Here is a 20639-nt window from a genome sequence, read left to right as displayed (position 1 = left end):
TTATAACTCAACTTGGAATGTATGTTCAGGTGCAGGGAATGAGCTGTCTAGTACAGCAGCATGATAGGCCTTGAATGCATCCAGGATTGCATTGGCACCTGATTGTTCTTTCATAAAGTTACGTACAAATTTAGCTGTATGACCAAAGTTCAGGCCCAGCATGTCTTGCACTACAAGCACCTGACCATCCGTATCTACACCCGCACCAATACCAATCACTGGAATCTCCGGGAATAACTCAGCCACTTCTTTGCCAAGTTGTGCAGGCACACATTCAAGCAATAACAAGGCAGCACCGGCTTCAACCACAGCCTTACAGTCAGCAAGCAGCTGATCTGCCGCTGCACGGTTACGTGCCTGTAATTTATAACCACCAAATACATTCACTGATTGTGGTGTCAAACCTAGGTGTACACAAACTGGAATACCGTTACGCGTCATGACCTGTACGGTTTCAGCCAGCCATGCTCCACCTTCCAGCTTGACCATCTGAGCACCCGCCTGCATCACGGTACGGGCACTTTGCAAGGCATCATTCAATGTTGCATAACTCATAAATGGCAGATCAGTCAGGATAAAGGCATGCTGATTCGCACGGCGCACTGCAGCAGTGTGATATGCCATATCTGCTACAGTGACTGGCAAAGTAGAATCATGTCCCTGAATGGTCATACCCAGGGAATCCCCGATCAGAATCGTATCTACTTCGGCAATTTCCATGGCTTTGGCCATGCTGGCATCGTAGCAGGTCAGGCAGGAGAATTTACGGCCGTCCGCCTTGAATCGTCTTAAGTCGCTCAGACTGATCATGAAGGTGTTCCTCTCTTATTGAAGTTCTCGCGAACATACCAATAACTAAAAATTAAATATTTGCCCAATTCGTGCGATCAAGGACCGTCAAAGTCGATTGTTTTACGATGTCCAGGTCTTTTAATGATTGTCCATTCAGCTGTAATTCAGTATCAAGATCCAACAACGGCAATAATACAAAATCACGTTCCATTACACCGACATGCGGCACAGTCAAACGCTCATTCTGAATACGTTCATCACCATAAATAAGCAGGTCCAGATCCAGGGTACGTTCACCCCAGTGGCGTAAACGTACCCGACCCGCTTCCTGTTCCAATGCCTGTAGGCAATCCAGCAGATCGAGTGGTGCCAGATCGGTGACTAACTGCACCACAGCATTATGATAATTTGGCTGATCCTGTGGACCCATCGGTGGACTTTGATACAAATGGGATATTTTCACTGTTCCCAAGCTTGCCAGTTTCTGTACCGCCTCAGCCATAATCTGGCGCGAATCACCAAGATTACTGCCTAAGCCAATATAAGTAATGGTCATTGTGTCGGTCCAAAAACAACTTGGTTTAAATCACGCTGTACACGCTTACGTTTCATAATTGGATGATCCGGACCAATCTCACCGCTTGCACTCGCTGCTGCATGAGAAACTGGTTTCTCTGCTGCTGGCTTAGGTTTGCGGGTACGACGGTTACGTGGTTCCGGCTCATTGACTAATGGCTCAATCTCAGTGGTTTCCTGAACAGCCAGACGCTGTTCCAGATGCTCTTCCTGAGTCGCTTTACGACGGCTCTTGGCACGCTGACGGTTATACTGTGCAATGGCACGTTCTTTTTCGTCACCGCCCATTTGCTGATAAGCATCCCACCAGCTCCCCATGCCCTGTGCCGTTTCATCACCTGATTTTTCGCGGAGTAACAGGAAGTCAAAGCCGGCACGAAAACGCGCATGACCAGACAGCGCTTCAATCTGCTGCGGTTTTGGATTCAACAGCCGGGTCTGCATTTCCCAGACTTCACGGATAAAGGTTTCCGCAAAACGTGGAATGATGGTACGGGTTGCTTGACGCTTCAGCACATCCAGGCCTGCTTGAGCACGTGCTTCAGCTGGAATAATGCCTTTACTCAAGTAGAAATCACAACGTTCCAGGAATGGCTTCCATAACAATACAGCATAGAAGAACGCGGGATTAATCGTCTTGCCAATCGAAATACGCTGATCGGTATTGGTCGCAGCACGTTCAATAAACGGTGTGATTTCAGGCTTGATCTCTGCAAACAGCTGACGCCAGATCCCGAAATCAATCAGCATTGGTAAGACGCGGTTGAGATGCCCCATGGTGAACAGCTTCTGTGACTCATCATAAAGACGATGCGGAGATACATCACGAAGCAGCTGGGTCATTTCTGGTGTAAAAATATCCAGAATCGCTTCATCAATATTGAAATTTAATTTTGCTGCAAAACGCAACGTACGCAGCATACGGACTGGATCTTCTTCAAAGCGGAGTGTTGGATCACCCAGCAGGCGCAGTGTTTTATGTTTAATATCATCTACTGCATTGCAGAAATCCAGCACAATACCTTTACGTGGCTGGTAATACATTGCATTAATCGAGAAATCACGGCGAGCAAAGTCCTGCTCGATAGTTCCCCAGTTATTGTCACGCAGAATCATGCCCTGCGCCGAAGTGACGGCCTTTTTCGGCGGTGCCCGGAAAGTCGCGACTTCTACCAGTTCGCGACCAGAATAGACATGAGCCAGCTCAAAACGACGCCCGATAATACGACAACGTCGCCCGAATACTTCTTTGACCTGAGCGGGAGTTGCGTTAGTGACAGCATCGAAATCCTTGGGATTCAAGCCCAGCATCAGATCTCGTACACCACCACCAACAATATAAGCTTCATAGCCGGCCTTATTTAAGGCATCAATCACATCGAGGATATAAGAAGGTAATTGAGCGGTTGATAAACCACATTTTGACGCGCGCAAAGTTTGCAAAAGACGCTGTCTCCTACGTCTGAACGTAAAATTCTAAGATGACGCTAATCATATCGCTTACACGGCTAAAGGGCAATTTGATTATGTCAATCCTGTATCCAGCAATGATAGAGGATTCACTTTAAATTTAGATGATTTACAGCGCCAGTCGAGCTTGATTTTTAGCAAATAGTGCGGGACCAATCCCCTTGACCAACTGAATATCTTCAACACGTTTAAACTTGCCATGCGTGTTGCGATATTCAATAATTGCTTCTGCTTTCTTCTGACCAATGCCATGCAGCTGCTGCAACTGCTCGACCGTAGCGGAGTTCAGCCGGATCCTGTCTGCACTGGAAACAGCTGCAAGCTCTGGCTTCGCCAGATAGTGATTGCTATGATTTTGGGATGGCTGATTCTGCTGTTGTTTCAGCCGTGCATCATATTGTTGCTGTTTGGCCTTCCAGTCAGCATAACTTTCATTTTGAGCAGCAGCTGCAAACGAACTGTACAGTACAGATAAAATTGTAAGGATGATACTAATCAGTTCTCTGCTGATTGACCGAATTTTTATTATTTTCATGCGTGACCCGTTGTTTTAATTCTTGTTTCGCCTGTTCCCACAACTGATCCAGTTCAGTCAGTGACAGGTCTTCTATATTCAGATTCTGTTGTACTGCCTGATGTTCCATCAAGGCAAATCGAGTACGGAATTTATGGATAGTACCTAATAGTGCCATCTCACTCGAAATTCCAAGTTTACGACCAACATTGACCAGAGAGAATAAGCAATCACCAAATTCTTCCAGAATTTCGTCGGATTTCTGTCCTACCATTGCCTCTTTAAATTCACCTAACTCTTCTTCAAGCTTACCGAATGCACCATCCACATCAGGAAAATCAAAACCAATTTTTGCCACATTTTTCTGGATTTCGTCTGCCTGTACGAGTGACGGTGCATGTTTCACATCATCCAGACGGGAACGGGGCTTACCCTGTTTTTCTTGTGTCTTAATCTTTTTCCACAATACAGCCACATCTTCAGGGCTGAGTTTGGAAAACTGTTCAGCCTGAAATACATGCGGATGACGGCGGATTAATTTATCGCTAATCGCCTGCACTACATCCTGGAAATTAAAAGCACCTTGCTCACTGTACATCTGCGACTGGAAAACCACTTGTAATAACAGGTCACCAAGCTCATCACGTACATCTTCAGTCTTACCGGAACGAACAGCCGCTTCAACTTCATACGCCTCTTCAATCGCATAACGTGTTAATGATTCAGGTGTCTGCTGTTGATCCCATGGACATTTTTCACGTAGTTCACGCATGATGCTCAGTAATTGTTCCACCTTAAAACCTCTTTATTTTATCGGACAAGAAAATATCTTTTGCTCAATGTTTGCTATGCTCTAAAAACAGTCAACATGGAGGTAAGCTCAATGCACAGTATCTTTATTAGCGGTGCAGCACAAGGAATCGGTGCTGCTGTTGCCAGCCTATTTTGCCGCGAGGATTACAAGGTCGGTATTTATGATCTGAATATTAGCCTTGCCGAACAACTGGCTGAACAGCTAGGCCCGAATGCACACGCTGGCTATCTGGATGTTGCCAGTTATGCATCCTGGCAAACCGCCTTAGAAGATTTTGAAGCCTGGGCAGGCAAGATCAATATTCTGGTGAATAATGCCGGCATTCTCTATTCAGGAAATTTTGAAAAGTCCCCCATTGAAGCACACCACCGTACGGTCGATATTAATATTAAGGGTGTGATCAATGGCTGTCATGCAGCTTTTCCCTTTCTGGAGCGGGCTGCTTTTGCCCGGGTCATTAACCTTTCCTCTGCTTCCGCGATCTATGGTCAAGCTGACCTCGCTTCTTATGCGACCAGTAAATTTGCCGTACGAGGACTGACAGAAAGCCTGGATATTGAATGGCACAAGCATGGCATCCGGGTCATGGATGTAATGCCACTTTTTGTGCGCACTGCAATGGTTCAGGATATGCAGGCAGAAAGCATCAAGAAAATGGGCGTACATTTGAGTGCAGAAGACGTCGCTCAGGATATTTTAAAACTGGTACAGCGCAAGGACAATTTACTGGTTCCTACCCATCAGCCAGTCGGCTTTAAAAGCCAGTTCTTATACCATTTGTCACGTTTCAGTCCGCAGTTTGTGAACCGCATGAGTAATTTGCTAATTGCCCGAAAACCCTGATTCTTATATCCCCCTGTTTATGCTACCGGATACTGGTAAATCTGAATCTGTGGAAAACTGAAGCCACGGCATGACTGCTCAGCCTGCCATGCCACGCTGAGCACACAATCACCAAATACATAGTTTTGAAATCCAAAGACCCCAAGCTGCGCATGCTGACACAGGCCACCCTGCTGCTGTGGATGTACTTTAGTATTGAGCTCACTCAGGTTCATACGAATACCCATACCATGTGCTTTTAATACTGCTTCTTTGGTGGTCCAGACCTTAAACCAGTATTCAGGATCACAGTCTAACTGTTGCCAGCTCGCGTATTCTTCAGGGTGAAAAGCATGCTGTGCCAATGCATCAAAACGAACTTTACGGCTTAATTCTTCAACATCCACCCCAATTTCTTTGACTGTTTGGCTCATGGCAAGTGCATAAAAATTCTGGCTATGGCTATGGTTAAAGGCAACATGTAAGTGATCTTTGAGATAGGGTTTGCCATGCTCCGCACGTGCAAGATCATGATCACTAATCGAGCAATTTAAAGCACTGGATAAATACTGATTTCGCAATTGAATGATGTGTTGTTTACGTTGCTGCAGATACGCTTGACGCGTTAGTCCGCCAGATATGGCTTGAACTGGCAGTTTATGTAAATCAATTCGAATCTGACGCATTACATGGTCCTTTATTGCTCAAGTGAATTATAGAACAGTTCAGACCTGCATGGTGAAAGCACAAAAAAGCCTGCTATTGCAGGCTTTTTACTTTATTGAAATACAGATTAACCGCGTTTGAATTTCTTTTCAGCTTTCTTGAATTTCTGAACATAACGACGCTTACGTGCTGCAGTACGTTCATCAATTTGCGACTTACGACCTTCGAACGGGTTTTCAGAAGTTTTAAATTCAATTCTTACTGGCGTACCTTCAAGTTTATAAACTTTACGGAATACATTTTCCAGGTAACGACGGTAATCCGCAGGAGTTTTATCGACCTTGTTACCATGAATGACAATGGTCGGTGGATTCTGACCGCCAATATGCGCATAACGCATTTTGATACGACGGCCTTGAACAGTTGGCGGCTGGTGAGCTTCAGTCGCATCTTGCAGAATCTGGGTGATTTTTGCAGGAGAGACTTTCAGGTGTGAAGAATCATAAGCACGGTGGATCGAAGGATAAAGCTCACCGACACCGGTACCATGTAATGCAGAGATCAAGTGAATCTTCGCCCATGGAATAAAGTCAAAACGACGTTCCACATCCAACTTGCACTGCTTACGATCATATTCAGACATGTTGTCCCATTTATTGATCGCAATCACCATGGCACGGCCTGCTTCAATCGCATAACCGATCAAGTGCAAGTCCTGCTCTACAATCCCTTCACGTGCATCAACAACTACGACAACCACATGCGCATCTTTCATCGCCTGCAAAGTTTTCACGATTGAGAATTTCTCAATCATCTCATCGACTTTACCTTTACGACGTACACCTGCGGTATCGATCAAAGTGTATTTACGGCCATCACGTTCAAATGGAATGTAAATCGAGTCGCGGGTTGTACCTGGCTGATCAAATGCAACCACACGCTCTTCCCCCAGTAAACGGTTGACCAAGGTGGATTTACCAACGTTCGGACGACCAATAATCGCTAAACGCAAACCGGTATTTTTATCGTGTTCAGCTTCAGACTCATCTTCAGGCACATCTGCAAGTACTTCTTCAAGCATCTGCTGTACACCACGACCATGACTCGCCGCCACTTGCATCGGCTCGCCCATGCCAAGTTTATAGAACTCAACTAAAGCAGCTTCTGCGTGTACTCCATCTACCTTGTTCGCAACAAGGAAGACTTTTTTACCCAAAGTACGCAGCTCACGGGCAATCTGTTCATCAGATGCCAACAATCCGGCACGTGCATCGACCACAAAGATGATCATATCTGCTTCATGAATTGCAGTTTTAGACTGCTCTGCCATGTAAGAGTCGATCCCACCTTCGTTCTCACCGATACCGCCAGTATCAACGACAATGAAGGATTTATTTTGATAGACAGCATCGCCATACTTACGGTCGCGTGTCAGACCTGCAAAGTCTGCCACCAATGCGTCACGGCTCTTGGTTATCTGGTTGAACAGCGTTGATTTTCCGACGTTCGGACGACCAATGAGCGCAATTACGGGTTTCATAGATTAACCTTTATTCAATATCAGGCTGTCTAAAAATGGCCTGAACATCAGAAAGTTCTGGAAGAAAATGGGAATAGGATTAAAGCCTAAAATAAATAAAAACACGGGGCATTGAACATTCAATCACCCCGCGTAAAAAATACGGTTGGCTTATTTTAGCATAAGCCACAGAAAAATTAACGATTCTGCCAGATACTGTAAGCACCCTTACGTGTCGACACATAGAGCTGGTTGTCGATCACACGCAGTGTGCGAACCTCACCAGAAGTCTTGGAACGACCAACAATCTGTCCAGTAGACGGATCAATCAGGTGTAATACGCCATCCAGGTCACCGACTACAAGGTCTGTACCCAGCATGACCGGGTTGCTCAGCTGACGGTTTAACAGCTGGTCATTTTCCCACAGTTTCTGGCCAGACGTAATTTCATAGGCGGTGATTTTACCATCAGTCTGAGCTACAAAGACACCATTACCTACAACTTCTGGACGCTGGATACTGCTGGCATCTTCACTCCAGATCACCTGTTGTGAAGCCAGATCAAGCACAGTCACCTGACCTTGATAGCTGGTTGTTACTACAAACTGACCAGCAACGACCGGTTCACCATCAAGATCATTCAGACGTTGAATATCGGAGCGACCATCGGACACCGCTACACGGCGCTGCATTTTTGGCACGCCAGTAACTGCATCCAGAGCATAAATATAGCCGTTTGCTGAAGCAATCAGTACATGACGTGGGTCAAGTGCGACTGGTGCCGCCATACCACGCAGGCTGAATTGTACATTAGGTAGCTTATAAGTCCACACCTGTTTACCAGTACTGACTTCATGAGCGAAGACCATACCATCATTCGCCACGGTAATCACACGGTCTGCATGCACTAAAGAGGGCGCAATAATGGCACCCGACAATTGGGCAGCCCAACGTTGTTCACCCGTTTGCTGATCTAAAGCAAACAGCTGACCTTTGGTATTCCCGGAAATCACCAGACCAGAAGCCGCCTCCACACCTGCGCTTAAGCCGGCTTTAGACACTTTTTTCTGCCAAAGACGTTGCTTGCCCTGATAAGCAGAAATTTCCCCATTTGGATTAATGGCAAAAATCACACCGTTGTCTGCATCGAGGCGTAAACGTAATGGATCTGCTTCATCCGTAGAAGAAACACTGCTAGAAAATACAGGAACCAGTGATTTTGCCTGTGCAAGTTTAGGAAGTGGATTTGGCTTGGCTTCTTCCACTTTAATGGTTTTTCCCGCACAACCTGCCAAAGCAAGGGTTAACACGGTTAAGGCACAGGTGAGTTTGTATTTTCTATTCATTCAGTTTCTTCCACTTGTGTATCTATAATCGGGCGTTCAATTTCAGGATCATCGACCAATACGCCAACACTTTCTAGTTTAATTTGTAAAATCTGACGTTCTTCTTTGCGTTCTACCAAAGTATCCCATGCACTTTGATACACTTTCTTGGCATTTTCAATATCATTTTTAGCAACATAGATATCTCCACGTGCTTCATCCGCAGTTGCTTTAAAAGCAGGCTCATTCACCGCTTCTAAAGTTTTCAGTGCTGCATCATATTTTTTCTGTGCCAGCTGGGCATATGCCAGACGAAGTTTAACTACTTGCACCAGACCTGCATCATCCACCTTGGAGTTTTCAACTTTCTTCAGTGCACGTTCAGCTGCTGCATAATCTTCTTTGTCATAAGCCAGTTTTGCCATTACTAGCTGAGTCTGAATCGCCTGCGCTGAGTCAGGTGCTTCCTTGACAATCTTGTCCGCAGTATCAGACAGTTTAGCAAACGCATCGCCCTGAGTAGAACGTGCATCATCCATTAACTGCTGTACCTTGGCAGTTTGCTTCTGCGACTCCGCCAGGTTTTTCTTCTGCCAATATTCCCATCCAAAAAAGGCAATCAGCGCAACCAGAATCCCGGTAATGATTGAAGAGCCATACTTCTTTGTGAAGGATTTCAAACTTTCAAGTTGTTCATCACCACCAATTGCGCTCATGTGATTACCCCTTTCCTAATGTCTTATCGATTATTTTGAAGAAATTTTAGTTGTGAAGAATGCCACAAAATCAGTAAATGGCACATCTGATTGTTCTGCTGTTGCTAGCTCTTTTACAGTAAAGGTCTGTGCTTCAAGTTCACGTTCACCCATAATCACGGCATAGATCGCACCAGACTGGTCTGCCTTTTTCATTTGCGATTTCATTGAACCTTGTGAGCCAACTTTCAGGCGAATACTACTCCCGGCAGCTTCTAACTGGTCACGGATCTGTTCAGCCAAGACCAGTGCCTGACCTTGAGAAGCAGGGTCTGCCACCAGAAATACTTCACAATCACGTACAAGTGTGTTGTCTTCAACTTGCTCCAGTAAAAGCAGTAAGCGCTCCATCCCCATCGCAAAACCAACCGCAGGTACAGACTGGTCCGCCTTACCTTTTAACTGACCCACCAGCCCATCATAACGACCGCCGGCACAGACTGTACCTTGTGAACCTAAATGTGTTGTGGTCCATTCAAATACGGTTTTGTTGTAGTAATCTAGACCACGTACCAGTTTCTGGTTGATGACAAAGCTGACGCCTGCATCAGTCAGGTATTGCTGTAACTGGTTAAAGTGCGCCAGTGTTTCTTCACCCATAAAGTCATGCAGTTTAGGTGCATTTTCTAAAATAGACTGCGTTTTGGCATCTTTAGAATCCAGGATACGTAATGGATTCGTGGTTAAACGACGCTGAGAATCTTCATCCAGATCGGTTTTATGCGCTTCCAAGAATTCAACCAATGCCGCGCGGTATGCCGCACGTTCATCCGACTCACCCAAAGTGTTGAGTTCAAGCTGAACTTTGTCCGAAACACCCATACGTTTCCATAAACGCGCTGTCATTAAAATCAATTCAGCATCTTGATCTGGCGTTGCTACACCAAAAGTTTCCACACCAAACTGGTGGAACTGACGGTAACGGCCTTTTTGTGGTTTTTCATAACGGAACATAGGTCCGACATACCACACTTTCGGGGTCGCACCACGCAGCAGGTTATGCTCAAGCATGGCACGTACGCAACCTGCTGTACCCTCAGGACGCAGCGTCAAAGACTCCGGTGGATTGCCTTTGTCCAGAAAAGTGTACATTTCTTTTTCAACGATATCCGTTGCATCACCGATTGAACGTTTGAACAGATTCGTATGTTCAACGATTGGCAAACGAATTTGTTGATAACCATAGGCATCCATCAGGCCCGATAAATGCTGTTCAAGACGTCTCCAAGCTGGGGTTTGCGTTGGGAGAATGTCATTAAAACCTTTGATTGCGACGATTGAACTCATGATCTACTCAGGAAAACTTGTACGAATAATTTCTTTAGATTTAGCTTCTTCAAGCTCGGAAACACGTTGACGAACCATAGCCTCGATTTCATCAACCAGTTGATTGGTATCAATTAAATGACTTTTTTCGCCATTACGATACACCAGCGAACGTGGACTTGCACCTACTACACCAATGTCGGCTTCCTTAGCTTCACCCGGACCATTTACTTTACAGCCGATCACGGATACATCCATTGGTGTACGAATATCTTCCAAACGTTCTTCAAGCGATTGCATCACTTTAATTACATTAAATTCCTGACGTGAGCAGCTCGGGCAGGCAATGAAGTTAATCCCGTTAGAACGTAAACCCAGCGATTTTAAAATATCAAAACCAATTTTCACTTCTTCTTCAGGTTCTGCTGCCAATGAAATACGCATGGTGTCACCAATGCCTTCCATCAACAGACCACCAAGGGCGATTGCAGACTTCACCGAACCTGTACGGTAAATGCCCGCCTCAGTCACACCCAAGTGCAGCGGGTTATCAATCTGTTTAGAGAGCAGGCGATAAGCATCCATGGTCAGGAACACATTGGATGCTTTTACCGATATTTTAAATTCATGGAAATCTAAACGGTCTAAAATATCGATATGACGCATCGCCGATTCAAGCAGTGCTTCGCCTGTCGGCTCGCCATATTTTTTCTGGATGTCTTTTTCTAATGAACCAGCATTGACACCAATACGCATCGAGATATCGTTATAACGCGCAGCTGCCACGACTTCACGAATCTTGGCTTCTGAACCGATGTTACCTGGGTTAATACGCAGACAGTCTGCGCCCAAGTCAGCTACTGCCAGGGCAATTTTGTAGTCGAAGTGAATGTCTGCAACCAATGGCACACTCACCTGTTTACGGATTTCCCCAAACGCTGCCGCTGCTTCCATACTTGGTACAGAAACACGCATGATATCAGCACCCGCATCGACGCAGCGCTGGATCTGTGCGACCGTTGCGGCTACATCACAGGTTTCGGTATTGGTCATACTCTGGATGCTGATAGGCGCATCACCACCGACATAAACAGAACCAACACGAATCTTGCGGGTTGGACGGCGTTGAATCGGATTCACAATCATGATTTGTTTCTACTCTCTTGCCATTAACGTGATAAACGGAATTCTGCTTTTCCGTTTACAGTATATGGTGACAATGAAATATTTTCGTTATTCAGGGTCATGGCCACAGCGGTTGCATCATCAAGACGGATCTGAAATGGAGTTTCACCATTTAAATCCAATGTTGATGATTGACGACCAGTAGCAAGCACTTTACCGGTTGAGTCAACAATATGGACTGAAGTAGGACGGCTAAACTCAAGTTTTAGCTGATCACCAGATACTGCTGCATTGGAATCCATATTAATGATTTCAACGTCTGATGCCTGAGTCATTACTTTCGGTTCTACTTCAGCGCTACTATTGCCTGACCAGTTTTGGATCATCGCTACCAATGCACCTAAAACTGCTAACGCCACTAATGCGACTAAACCGCGTTTCAACCATTTACGGTTACGGTCACGATTAGAGCCTGGTAATTTACCCATAATCTTGATTGGGGAGTTGTTCAAGGCATGATTCGGCAACAGACCGGTATCATTGGCATAAATCTCATCAAAACGTTGAATGATATTCGATGCATCGACGCCTAAGAACTTCGCATAAGTACGATAATAACCCTTGATAAAGGTCGCTTCCGGTAAAGCTTTATAATCATCCTGTTCCAGTGCAGTCAAAGTTTTGACTGGAATATTCAGTTCACTTTCAACATCTTCCAGCTCAAGTTTCTGGTTGATACGAATCTGGCGCAAGTACTCACCTGGACGTTGAACATTTCCTAACGCGTTTGGCGCTACGCTCGAATTATTCGATGGTGAATTAGGATTTACTTCCATACGGCCTCAGTAGTGTACTGTAATTGCAAATAACGTTGGTATTCCGGGCTTTCAGGGAATAATGCGCGCAATTGGTTGACCAATACTTGCATGCCCATTTGATCACCCTCGGCACGCGCAGTACGAATGCCGATCCAGAGCGCACGAGCACCCTGGTTTTTCTGTCCCACTGAACGTACAAATTGTTGATACATATTCGACGCTGCCGGGAACTGCTGATTCAGATAAAAAATCTCTGCCAACTCTAACATTGAAATGTAAGAATCGCGATTGGCTTGCAGGGCCTGTTTGAATGATTTTTCAGCATTCACCAGATCACCTTGCTTCAGGTAGATCCGCCCCATATTTTCAAGCGCAAGATAACGCTGGTCATAGCCCAGTGTCGCGCCTGCAATTGCAAACTGTTCAATTGCATCATTATAACGTTCAATCTGATACAAATAGGTGCCATAATTGTTACGTGCCTGTGCATTTTTAGGTTCGACTGAGATCGCGCGCTTAAAATAAGTTTCGGCACGATCCAAGTTCAGCTTACTGCCTTCCTGCTGTAACAAAACACCCATCATCATATTAGCTTGAGCATCACGTGAATTAATTTTAAGCGCCTCATCTAGCGCTCTTTTCGCTGAATCCAGATCACCAGTCTTCAGATATTCAACCGCCAATTGAGTACGCACCTGGGTCGCTTTTTTAGGATCCTTTTTACCCACTTCTGCCGTTTGACAGCCAGATAGAGCAATAGAAACACATGCTGTTGAAATAAAAGCAATTTTAGATGTCAGATTTCTCAATTGGTGACCTCTTGTTATCCTTGTGAGCGCATAATCTCATTGGACTGCGCGATTTTCTTCTTCCATTGTTCCGCACGGCGAGTACGGTCAGCAACTTGTCCCACTAATTGACCACACGCAGCATCAATATCATCACCACGTGTCTGACGAATCGTACACACAAAACCTGCATCAGACAAAGTTTTTTGGAAAGAAATAATACGGTTACGGCTTGAACGGCCATAAGGCGCATGCGGGAATGGATTAAATGGAATCAGGTTAATTTTGCTTGGCAAATTCTTCAATAATTTAATCATCTGCTGGGCATGTTCCGGTTTGTCATTCACGCCGTCCAGCATGACATATTCAATGGTCACATGTTTACGTGCGCTTTCATTGCCATCTTTAGTGATATAGCGCTGACATGCTGCAATAAGTTGCTCAAGCGGATATTTTTTATTGATTGGCACGAGTTCATTACGCAGTTCATCATTAGGTGCATGCAATGAAATCGCCAGAGCGACATCAATGTCTTGTGCAAGTTGATCAATTTTAGGCACCACACCTGATGTTGACAGTGTCACACGGCGTTTTGACATACCGTAGGCAAAGTCATCCAGCATGATACGCATTGAATTGAGTACAGCATCGTAATTCAATAACGGTTCGCCCATTCCCATCATGACGACATTCGTCACTGAACGTTCACGCTCAGCCACAGGCACATCTTCCATATAGGAATAGTTTGCCATCCATAATTGGCCGATAATTTCAGCCTGGCTTAAATCACGTTGGAAACCCTGTTTACCAGTTGAACAGAATGAACAGTCCAGTGCACAGCCCACCTGTGAAGAAATACACAAGGTCTTACGTGAGCCAGTTTTATCTTCTGCCGGAATCAGGACAGTTTCAACCAGTGAACCTTCACCATCACCGACACGGAACACCCATTTACGCGTACCGTCTTTAGAATAATTTTTATGCACCACTTCTGGCGCTTTAATTTCACAAATTTTTTCCAGCTTTTCACGCAACTTGCCTGAGATATTGGTCATCTCAGCAAAATCAGTCACAAAAAATTGGTGAATCCACTTCATCACCTGCCCGGCACGAAACTTCTTCTCACCCATATCTTCGAAGAATTTTTCCATTTGCGGACGTGACATGCCAAGTAAGTTCACTTTCTCGACAGCCTTTTGCTGTGCTGGAGCGGATGGAGTGTGTTGCTGTGTCTCAGAAACTGCTGATACAGCGACTGCTTCAGTACTCATGTGTATTACCTAAACCATGTCTAAAGATGAAAGGAGAAGCTCAATATCTGAGCAAAGAATTATTCAGGGAATAAAAAAACCAGATAAGTATAATAACACTTATCTGGCTTGAATACTGCGAATTAACGAGTACGTGGAGCAATCTCAGTTTGAGCGAAGAAGTAGTTAACTTCACGGTCAGCAGATGCTACAGAGTCAGAACCGTGAGCAGCATTTTCGTCGATGCTTACAGCGAAATCTGCACGGATAGTACCAGGAGCAGCTTCTTTAGGGTTAGTCGCGCCAAGGATTTCACGGTGAGCAAGAACTGCGTTTTCACCTTCAAGAACTGAAACAACAACTGGACCAGAAGTCATGAATGCAACTAGGTCACCAAAGAAACCACGTTCTTTGTGCTCAGCGTAGAAGCCTTCAGCTTCAGCTTGAGTCAGGTGCTTCATTTTAGTAGCAACAATTTTAAGACCCGCTTTTTCGAAACGAGCAAAGATTTCACCGATTACGTTTTTAGCAACTGCATCTGGTTTAACGATAGATAATGTACGTTCAATAGCCATGATTGGCTCCTTTAGTCAATGGTTGACATGAAAATTTGGCGCATTATACCGAGATAATCCGCAATTTTCTGCTTTTACTCTGTAAAAAAATCGCTTTTTTAGATGAGGTCTTAGCGCGCCTCGTCAATCCATGCCATTTGAATGGCTTCAAGCAGGCCTTCAGTTGATTTTTCAGGATTATCTTCAAAGTCTGGAAGTGCACAAACCCATGCATGCAAATCAGTAAAACGAATCCATTGCGGATCCACGTCCGGGTGTGCTTCATACAGTTCAATTGCGATATCAAGAGTATCAGTCCAACGTAAACCCATATCTATTCCTAATAGCCATTTGCTTCGATGTGGTACTTTAGCAAATCTGGCAGAATCTGCGAGTGTTTAACGGTTCCAGAGCTATATTTTTATAACACAATGTTCAAGAGCGGTGCCAGAGATATAAAACTTACCGCCACAGTTATACCGATGACAGCCCCCATTGCTACATCACTCGGATAATGCAGACCGAGTATCATTCGTGAGGCTGCGACCAACACAGTAAAAGGCAGCATTAAAATCAGTAGAACTGGAACTGCATAACCCAGCATCGTCGTTGCCATGACGGCATGCAGGGTATGTCCTGAGGGAAAACTGTAATAGTCTAGAGGATGGTCACCGAGACGAATAAGCTGATGCACCTGATAAGGTCGGGGGCGTACAGTTTTGGTTTTTAGTACCTTGTAGATTGCCGTACCAACAGTACTTCCCAAAATTAAATACAGCATTTGCAGGCTGTATAATAAACCTTGTAGCGCCCAGGTAGCGATGATCATCACGTACCAGAATACGCCATTGCCAAGCCGGCTGATAATTTTGAAAAAAACAGCCACACGTCCAGAATGCGAAAGATGATTTAATACTACGCAACCTTTTAAATCCATCTCCATTAATTTTTGTTTTGCATGATGGAATTTCACCGTTTGGCTTCCTGTAATATTTTCAGTTCATTTTATCGATTCTTAGCTATCGAATTATTTAAATCAAATTTAGAAATTAATATCGACTGAAATCCGATCACGATAGGTACCTGCTGGAACACCATTAAAAGGATTATCTACCAGTTGAACAGATACGATAAATTTCTGTCGCTGGGCTGCGCTCTGTTGGAGTGGTACTCCCCACGCATTACCGCTTGCTCCTCTTAAATTTAACTTAGTGCGGAGTTTATAGGCGCCATTAGATACATAACTCATACCATCAGTACTAACCAGATTTTGGCTATTAAATAAAATTGAATAACCAGTATCACAACTGATATTAAAAGACGTGGCTGCCTGGCTACGCTGGTAGCTTTGCAAACGAAGCTCATCATTAGCAAAGCCATCAATTGAACAATATTGAGCAGATGCCATGGTGCTCATCGCGGATACTGCTATTAATAACAAGAGCTGTTTCATTATAATTTTCTCCTACTTGCAAACCGTTTCAAAAACATGTTTGTCCGCATTCTGGAATTGTATTTCATTCAGATTAAATTGTGCCTGGCATTGCTTTCCGCCTTGAGTTTTAATTTTCAGGTTATATGCACCTGCCTTAAATAAATAAAGATAGACCATACCCTGGCTATCAACAAAAGAAGCTTCCTGACTGAGCCCGTCTACAAGAACTTCAGACCCTGCAACCAGCGAATTTTGCTGTGCATCCTTAAGTTTGACAGCAACCCGTTTTGTTTTATAAATCGGAAAATCTAGACGATATCCGCGTTGATCTAAGCCCACCAGTTTCTTAGAAGAGTGTTCAAAAGTTTCATCCATTGCCAGCTGGTTATGATCAAAAGAAATGTCATAATGAATATAAGGAATAAGATTATGAACAAACATATACCCTTGTTTATTGGTACTTCCTACACGTGTTGCCGAGCGATAAATATCAATATCTGAATGTTGGTCCACATTAACCAAGGCAAAAGCGTTATCGGCATATTTGGTCAATGCAACTTTATTCCCCATCCAAACTAATGCGCCATCAAATGTAACTTGTGAATTACGGCGATCCTCATATTCATCATGAGATAATTGCAAGTTACCTACGCTGGTTTTCCACAAACCATAAGCATTGTAGTTAATTTCTTCATCACTTCGGTTTACACCCACGACATAATCAAAGCCATTCTGGGTCATGGTTCGATGGGCATAACTTAAACTTGTTTCATTATCTGCGGTATCATGATCCAGAGAAAGCCGCCCTCGTTCGCCCCAGTTATAATAAAAGGCGATACGAAATCCCTGATCTCCGTCCTCACTAAAGTCTTTATAATAGCCAAAATCCGTATATAAATTTCTAGTTAGACCTTTTGTCGCTCTAATATCAAAAAACTTACGGTCTTCTCTTGGTGAATCATCAAATTCATTATAATAAGATTGATAAATAAAATTAAAATTTAGACCATCAATAATTTTAAGATTAGAAAAGTTGAAATATAAAATACTTGAAGTCTCGATTTCGGAATCATATAAGTCAGTATTTAAATATTGATACTCTTGAGTAAAATATCGACTATTTAAGCCAACTGACCAGTATTGGGAACTTCGACTCAAGCCAACTGCAGCAGCATAACCTTGCTCATCTATACGATCTGCCTTACTTGCTGATACGGCGATATCTAAAAGAAAATACTTACTGATACCTTGGGTCCACAACACATCCACATTGCTAACATCTTCACTATAAAGTAAATCTAGGCCCAAGGTTGTAGAAGAGGTGATTCCTCGGCGAAAATAGAGTTTGCTAAAAAAATCACGATAATCATCATCCACAAGATCATAGTTATAACGCAGCTTTCCTAACGAAATATTGTATTCATTTAACCTTGGCTTCAATAACCGGCTATTAATATAAACAGGAAAACTCCGAACAGTACGATTTCCAAGTATATCTTCTACCACAATTTGAGCATCACCTGCCTGATTGACGACTCCTCCAGCTGGTAAATTGTAATTACCTGGGGTGATTGAATCCCGGTAAAGTCTTACACCATTAATAAAAAGATCTACCGTAGAGGGTAAGCTGGCGCTACCATTTAAGGCCGGGATATTCCAATACACAAAATCAGGACGATCAATATAATTGGTTCCAAAGCTTAAACCGCCAAAACGAAAAGAATTATTTAGCAAGTTATAAGGACTGGTCGTATCACCGAAAGTCAGCTTTAAAAATTTTGTCGGAAAATCGATATCTAAGGTACTGTTTACGCGCAAAAACGTTTGTTCTGTTTCCTCAGGTTCATTCCGATAGAGAAACGCATTTTTAAACAACCAATAATCTTTAAAGATCCCAAACTCTGAGAACGTATTAAACTCCTGATCTTCTTCATCCTTACCATAGAACAGACTATAGTTCACAAAGCCACCAAAGTTTGCTTTTTCCGGAACTTCTATTTCCAGCTCATAATCGGTTCCTACGAAAAAATCTGCAGGAAAGAAGATTTTAATCGCCTGAAGACTATAATCATCCTCGACTGTAATTCCTGGCTGTGTTAATGAACAAAAATCTTTCTTAGCTAGGTGTCGTGAAATTTTTTCTACCCGTATTCCAATATCAGATAAAGCTTCACATTCAACAAATCTTTTCCCATTCTCAGAAAATGTTACAGTTTCAGTGTGATAATCCACACCATTGATCCATATATTAACGATAAGTACTTCTGGACTTTTTAGTTGATTTGATTCTTGACTAAGTTCTGCATTTGCATTTATCGCTCCCATACCACATGCAATCATTAGGAAAAGTTTTGTGGCTTTCATAGCATGATCCTTTTACTATTTCTTATTTTTATGAGATAGAACTATCACCCTTTTACTGGAAACTCTAAATACCCTGCCTGCTCATCTAACTTAATTTTTAATTTGGCTATATTCCCAGTTTTAATTTCACCTAATTCAAATTTAATTTTATTACCGCTTAACACATACAACGCCAAATCTTGTCGCAGTAATTCATTATTTTTATTATCGAGCACAACAACTTCAGTAATTTTCGCAAAAGAATTTTCTGAATTAATGATATTGAGATAGGCTACATTATTAATTTTATGTAGATCCACACTGAGCTTTGGAGGAACTACCTTTCCAGCAAAAAGTGGTAAAGAAAAATTAAATAAAAAGTTAATTGCAGACTCCTCTACAACCGGTGTTACTTCCTTAAAAACTACTCTCCAAGACTGTTGTTTTTCCAGGTTTTCTGGCGGCTGACTAAAGCCAATACGCACAATCTGCTTACTTTCTGGTTTAAGTTCAAAAGTTTTTGGATTAAATAATAAAGTTCTATCTTCTACGAGAACATCTTCTCCTTTTTCATCCTGCTGCCATTTAAATGCATTAACTTCATAGATTTTAGATTTAGATAGACCAGTACTTTCGATATTAACCGTAGTACTTTTCTGTCTTTTAAAATCTTGGATATTTAATTGTATTGGATTAAATTTAATTCCTGCAGACAAAGAAGCACTGTAGAGGAGCATAATTAGCAACCCTATTAATTTTATATTCACCTTTGACTCCAAATATTTAAATATAATTATTATTAATTTTTTATATTAAAGTAGGAGATGTTTAAAACATCTCCTAACGGTGTAACTATTTTATAAGAATGATTTTCTTATTTTTAGAATCGAACCGCTACTGTATAAGTACCACGGTAAGTACCAGCATCAGCGTTGTTATAATCATTTTGTGCAACTGTTGCAGTTACATTAAATGCCTGATCGGCATTGCCTGTACTAGCTAAAGTACCACCATTGTACGCATCAGCAGCGCCATTTTGACGTGTGCTCACTTGTACCGGTACTGCGCCACCCGCTCCAGTTAAAGTATTTGGTGCTGAGATTTGCAGTCTGTATGGTGCATTTGTACGTACATTAAATGTTCCTGTATCTGTCCAAGTACCATTTTGTGCTTGAGCCAGCGTTAAGGTTTCATCTACGACATCTAGGTCGCAATGTCGAGCAACATCTAGAACTACATTAATTTTTCCATCACACTTATCACCACAAGCATGCTTGCCTGGTTTATGTGGTTTAGTCGGTTTAGATGGACCTGGGCCACGATCTGGGCCACCTGCATATACACTTGCTGATCCTAAGCCAAGTACAACTGATGCTAATGCTGTTAGAACTATTTTATTCATTTTTTTCTCCATTCTTTTAAAAGAATATAAATATTTATTTCGAAGAACGGTTAATGCAAAACTCTTATTATTATGAGTGCAGCTACCTAACCGTAGGCTTATCTTATTATTATTAGTTCCAAAACATACAAATGTGATAACTTTCACAATATGTTTTATTATTCTTTCACAAAAGCACACTTTTATCTTAGATCACTATATTTTAAAGAATTATTTTTTCGAATTTTGCAATTAAGGCAAATTAAAGAGAAATTTATAAAAACCAATTTTCTATCAATATTTTCAATCTAAAAAAAAGATTAAAAATAAGTTATTGTTTTTATTTTATTTATATTAAATAAAGAATAGTTTCATTAAATATTAAAACCTTACAAAACCTTACAATTTATAATCAAATATTTTAAA

General features: G+C 42.7%; 22 protein-coding genes. 1 reads left to right on the top strand and 21 read right to left on the bottom strand.

What is annotated here, in order from left to right; all coding sequences use genetic code 11:
* From panB to mazG, 5 genes are all read right to left on the bottom strand, one after another.
* A complete protein-coding gene (panB, locus tag C8322_RS02450) occupies nt 1-810 on the bottom strand; it encodes a 3-methyl-2-oxobutanoate hydroxymethyltransferase (RefSeq protein WP_004813084.1) in 810 nt (269 codons plus the stop codon).
* A 52-nt stretch (nt 811-862) separates the two neighbouring features.
* Nucleotides 863-1348 carry a 2-amino-4-hydroxy-6-hydroxymethyldihydropteridine diphosphokinase gene (gene folK, locus C8322_RS02445; protein ID WP_111810344.1) on the bottom strand — a complete coding sequence of 162 codons (486 nt, stop codon included), beginning with the start codon at nt 1346-1348 and terminating at the stop codon, nt 863-865.
* Entirely contained in the window at nt 1345-2811 is a 1467-nt protein-coding gene (gene pcnB, locus C8322_RS02440) for a polynucleotide adenylyltransferase PcnB (protein ID WP_008303415.1), read from the bottom strand. Before pcnB ends, folK begins: the two co-directional genes overlap by 4 nt.
* A 136-nt stretch (nt 2812-2947) precedes the next feature.
* Nucleotides 2948-3373, bottom strand: coding sequence for a ComEA family DNA-binding protein (locus C8322_RS02435; RefSeq protein ID WP_108675800.1), 426 nt, complete (start codon nt 3371-3373; stop codon nt 2948-2950).
* Complete coding sequence (gene mazG, locus C8322_RS02430) at nt 3330-4145, bottom strand: nucleoside triphosphate pyrophosphohydrolase (RefSeq protein WP_111810343.1); 816 nt, start codon at nt 4143-4145, stop codon at nt 3330-3332. The genes C8322_RS02435 and mazG overlap by 44 nt, the downstream gene beginning before the upstream one ends.
* Before the next feature lie 90 nt (nt 4146-4235).
* Here mazG and C8322_RS02425 point away from each other — a divergent pair, with 90 nt between their 5' ends.
* Nucleotides 4236-5009, top strand: coding sequence for an SDR family oxidoreductase (locus C8322_RS02425; RefSeq protein ID WP_111810342.1), 774 nt, complete (start codon nt 4236-4238; stop codon nt 5007-5009).
* A 17-nt stretch (nt 5010-5026) separates the two neighbouring features.
* Here C8322_RS02425 and C8322_RS02420 read toward each other — a convergent pair whose 3' ends face one another.
* From C8322_RS02420 to C8322_RS02345, 16 genes are all read right to left on the bottom strand, one after another.
* Nucleotides 5027-5674: a 4'-phosphopantetheinyl transferase family protein gene (locus tag C8322_RS02420; RefSeq protein WP_111810341.1), complete on the bottom strand. Its 648-nt coding sequence runs from the start codon at nt 5672-5674 to the stop codon at nt 5027-5029.
* Between the two features lie 107 nt (nt 5675-5781).
* Nucleotides 5782-7194: a ribosome biogenesis GTPase Der gene (der, locus tag C8322_RS02415; RefSeq protein WP_004889995.1), complete on the bottom strand. Its 1413-nt coding sequence runs from the start codon at nt 7192-7194 to the stop codon at nt 5782-5784.
* A gap of 176 nt (nt 7195-7370) precedes the next feature.
* The gene (gene bamB / locus C8322_RS02410) at nt 7371-8519 is read right to left on the bottom strand and encodes an outer membrane protein assembly factor BamB (protein ID WP_111810340.1); all 1149 of its coding nucleotides are present in this window, start codon (nt 8517-8519) and stop codon (nt 7371-7373) included.
* The gene (locus tag C8322_RS02405; protein ID WP_004813100.1) at nt 8516-9214 is read right to left on the bottom strand and encodes a YfgM family protein; all 699 of its coding nucleotides are present in this window, start codon (nt 9212-9214) and stop codon (nt 8516-8518) included. Before C8322_RS02405 ends, bamB begins: the two co-directional genes overlap by 4 nt.
* A gap of 30 nt (nt 9215-9244) precedes the next feature.
* Nucleotides 9245-10540: a histidine--tRNA ligase gene (hisS, locus tag C8322_RS02400; protein ID WP_111810339.1), complete on the bottom strand. Its 1296-nt coding sequence runs from the start codon at nt 10538-10540 to the stop codon at nt 9245-9247.
* Nucleotides 10541-10543: 3 nt separating this feature from the next.
* Nucleotides 10544-11665: a flavodoxin-dependent (E)-4-hydroxy-3-methylbut-2-enyl-diphosphate synthase gene (gene ispG, locus C8322_RS02395; RefSeq protein WP_111810338.1), complete on the bottom strand. Its 1122-nt coding sequence runs from the start codon at nt 11663-11665 to the stop codon at nt 10544-10546.
* 23 nt (nt 11666-11688) lie between these two features.
* Nucleotides 11689-12480, bottom strand: coding sequence for a helix-turn-helix domain-containing protein (locus tag C8322_RS02390; protein ID WP_111810337.1), 792 nt, complete (start codon nt 12478-12480; stop codon nt 11689-11691).
* Nucleotides 12471-13271, bottom strand: a complete 801-nt coding sequence (gene pilW / locus C8322_RS02385) for a type IV pilus biogenesis/stability protein PilW (protein ID WP_111810336.1) — start codon at nt 13269-13271, stop codon at nt 12471-12473. Before pilW ends, C8322_RS02390 begins: the two co-directional genes overlap by 10 nt.
* Nucleotides 13272-13285: 14 nt before the next feature.
* Entirely contained in the window at nt 13286-14521 is a 1236-nt protein-coding gene (gene rlmN, locus C8322_RS02380; protein ID WP_111810335.1) for a 23S rRNA (adenine(2503)-C(2))-methyltransferase RlmN, read from the bottom strand.
* A gap of 122 nt (nt 14522-14643) precedes the next feature.
* Complete coding sequence (gene ndk, locus C8322_RS02375; RefSeq protein WP_004813112.1) at nt 14644-15075, bottom strand: nucleoside-diphosphate kinase; 432 nt, start codon at nt 15073-15075, stop codon at nt 14644-14646.
* 110 nt (nt 15076-15185) lie between these two features.
* The gene (gene iscX / locus C8322_RS02370; RefSeq protein ID WP_004813114.1) at nt 15186-15386 is read right to left on the bottom strand and encodes a Fe-S cluster assembly protein IscX; all 201 of its coding nucleotides are present in this window, start codon (nt 15384-15386) and stop codon (nt 15186-15188) included.
* Between the two features lie 89 nt (nt 15387-15475).
* A complete protein-coding gene (locus tag C8322_RS02365; protein ID WP_048881427.1) occupies nt 15476-16027 on the bottom strand; it encodes a phosphatase PAP2 family protein in 552 nt (183 codons plus the stop codon).
* A 69-nt stretch (nt 16028-16096) separates the two neighbouring features.
* Nucleotides 16097-16507 carry a hypothetical protein gene (locus tag C8322_RS02360; protein ID WP_004890015.1) on the bottom strand — a complete coding sequence of 137 codons (411 nt, stop codon included), beginning with the start codon at nt 16505-16507 and terminating at the stop codon, nt 16097-16099.
* Between the two features lie 12 nt (nt 16508-16519).
* Complete coding sequence (locus C8322_RS02355) at nt 16520-18853, bottom strand: fimbria/pilus outer membrane usher protein (RefSeq protein ID WP_111810334.1); 2334 nt, start codon at nt 18851-18853, stop codon at nt 16520-16522.
* Between the two features lie 44 nt (nt 18854-18897).
* Nucleotides 18898-19599, bottom strand: coding sequence for a molecular chaperone (locus tag C8322_RS02350; protein ID WP_004813121.1), 702 nt, complete (start codon nt 19597-19599; stop codon nt 18898-18900).
* 113 nt (nt 19600-19712) lie between these two features.
* Nucleotides 19713-20234, bottom strand: coding sequence for a DUF4402 domain-containing protein (locus tag C8322_RS02345; protein WP_004813123.1), 522 nt, complete (start codon nt 20232-20234; stop codon nt 19713-19715).
* Nucleotides 20235-20639 lie beyond the last annotated feature (405 nt).

This window comes from Acinetobacter sp. SM1B, assembly GCF_003289665.1.
Lineage (GTDB): Bacteria > Pseudomonadota > Gammaproteobacteria > Pseudomonadales > Moraxellaceae > Acinetobacter > Acinetobacter schindleri.
Note: the sequence above shows the minus strand (reverse complement) of the source record. Positions and strands in the feature narration are given on the sequence as shown.